Raw genomic sequence first — 2,395 nt, 5'->3', positions numbered from 1 at the left:
CGGGACTCCGGGGCCCGCACCGTCCTGACCGCCCCGCCCTTCGCCTATGAGGTCGCCGAGGCCGCCGCGGACGCCGGGGTCGGCAGCCTGGTCGTCGAGGCCACCGCCTTCGACACCCTGCTCGGCAGCATCCCGCCGCTGCACGGGGTCGCCGAGCGGGCCGCCGAGGACACCGCGGTGATCCTCTACACCTCGGGCACCACGGGTACGCCGAAGGGCGCCGAGCTCACCCACCGCAACCTGCTCAGCAACGCCGTGACCTGCGTCGAGACGCTCTTCGAACTCGGCCCGGAGGACGTCCTGTTCGGCGGCCTCCCGCTGTTCCACGCCTTCGGGCAGACCTGCGCGATGAACGCCGCCGTCGCGGCCGGCGCCGCCCTCACCCTGCTGCCGCGCTTCGACCCCCGGCAGGCCCTGGAGATCCTCCGGCGGGACGGCGCCACCGTCTTCCTCGGCGTGCCCACCATGTACACCGCGCTGCTCAACGCCGTTGCCCCGGACGGCCTGGACCTCCCGCAGGTGCGGCTGGCCGTGTCGGGCGGCGCCGCGCTGCCCGTCGAGGTGCTGCACACCTTCGAGCGCTCGTTCGGCACCGTCGTGCTGGAGGGGTACGGACTCTCCGAGACCGCCCCGGTGGCCTCGTTCAACCACCCCGGCCGGCCCCGCCGGGCCGGCTCGATCGGCCTCCCGGTCCGCGGCGTGGAGCTCAGGCTCGTGGCCGCCGACCGCAGCCCGGCCGGGCCCGGTGAGGTCGGCGAGATCGCGATCCGCGGCGAGAACGTGATGAAGGGGTACTGGAACCGGCCGGAGGCGACCGAGGAGGCCTTCCAGGACGGCTGGTTCCACAGCGGCGACCTGGCCCGGGTCGACGAGGACGGCTACTACTACATCGTCGACCGCAAGAAGGACCTGATCATCCGCGGCGGGTACAACGTCTACCCGAGGGAGGTCGAGGAGGTGCTGTACGAGCACCCGGCGGTGGCCGAGGCGGCGGTCGTCGGTGTCCCGCACGAGCACCACGGGGAGGAGATCGCCGCCGTGATCGTCCTCCGGGAGGGTGCGCACACCACCGCCGACCTGATCCGCGAGCACGTCAAGCAGCGGGTGGCCGCCTACAAGTACCCCCGGATCGTCACCTTCACCGAGCAGCTCCCCAAGGGCGCCACCGGCAAGATCCTCAAGCGCGAGATCGTGGTCGAGCAGCCCGCGGCGACCTGACCCGGCTCTGCTCCGAGCGGGCCGCAGCGGCAGGTCGACCGTACAACGGCGTTCCGGGCAGGTCGCGTTGAAGGATGCGCCGGTTCCGGTCGACCTGCCCGCGGTGGCCGAGGGGTACTCATCGGTCTTCCCGCACGCCGAACTTGCGGGCATCGCCCCCGCTCGGCCGGACCGCAGCCTGCGCTATTGGTCCAGACCTATTGACCACGCCTCGCCGCCCCTCCTACGATCCGGACCGGCACAGCCCCCACATGTCCCCACCTCACCCGCAGCCGGACGTCACACCCCCACGTACTGGTCATGCCCATGACTGACGCCCGGCGGGAAGGGAGCACAGCATGTTCCGTCGAAGGTCGCGGACCCCGCGTCCCCCGGGCGACGTCCGCCCCTGCCCGGAGCCCGGCTTCGAACGCGCCCCGCAGGTGCACCGCGCCCGCCACGCCGCGCACGGTTCGACCGTCCTGAGGCGCGCCGTCGCCGGCGTGAGCGCCGCCGCCGTCATCGGCGGAGGCATCGCGGTGGCCGGCTCCGTCACGGCCGGGGCCGCCACCACCAACCTGGTCGCCAACCCCGGATTCGAGAGCGGGCTCTCCGGCTGGACCTGCTCCGGCGGCTCCGGCACGGCCGTCGGCAGCCCGGTCCACGCCGGCACCTCCGCGCTCAAGGCCACGCCGACCGGCCAGGACACCGCCCAGTGCGCGCAGACCGTCAGCGTGCAGCCCAACTCCCAGTACACGCTGAGCGCCTACGTCCAGGGCAGCTACGTCTACCTCGGCGCCACCGGCACCGGCCTCACCACCGCCCCCTCCACCTGGACGCCGAACAACGCGTCGTACGGCCAGCTGAGCGTCAGCTTCACCACCGGGGCGACCACCACCTCGGTGACCGTCTACGTGCACGGCTGGTACGGGCAGCCCGCGTACTACGCGGACGACGTGTCGCTCACCGGCCCCGGCGGCAGCAGCCCCTCGCCGAGCTCCAGCACCAGCCCGTCGGCCAGCGCCTCGCCGAGCACCAGCACCTCTCCCTCCACCAGCACCAGCCCGTCCGGCAGTCCGACCACCAGCGCCTCGCCCAGCGGCAGTTCGACGGGCGACACCTGCCCCACGAAGCCGAAGCCGTCCGGCAAGGTCCTGCAGGGCTACTGGGAGAACTGGGACGGCGCCTCCAACGGCGT

The 2,395-nt window shown here is 73.1% G+C and carries 2 protein-coding genes; both read left to right on the top strand.

The window, feature by feature from the left end; all coding sequences use genetic code 11:
* A partial coding sequence (locus ABZ641_RS33310; protein ID WP_359987954.1) for an AMP-binding protein occupies positions 1 to 1,218 on the top strand: 1,218 nt, incomplete at its 5' end.
* Between the two features lie 338 nt (positions 1,219 to 1,556).
* Positions 1,557 to 2,395, top strand: an 839-nt coding sequence (locus ABZ641_RS33305; protein ID WP_359987951.1) for a carbohydrate binding domain-containing protein, incomplete at its 3' end; no start/stop codon positions are given.

It is taken from the genome of Kitasatospora sp. NPDC007106 (assembly GCF_040634455.1).
In the GTDB taxonomy this organism is placed as follows: domain Bacteria; phylum Actinomycetota; class Actinomycetes; order Streptomycetales; family Streptomycetaceae; genus Kitasatospora; species Kitasatospora arboriphila.
Note: the sequence above shows the minus strand (reverse complement) of the source record. Positions and strands in the feature narration are given on the sequence as shown.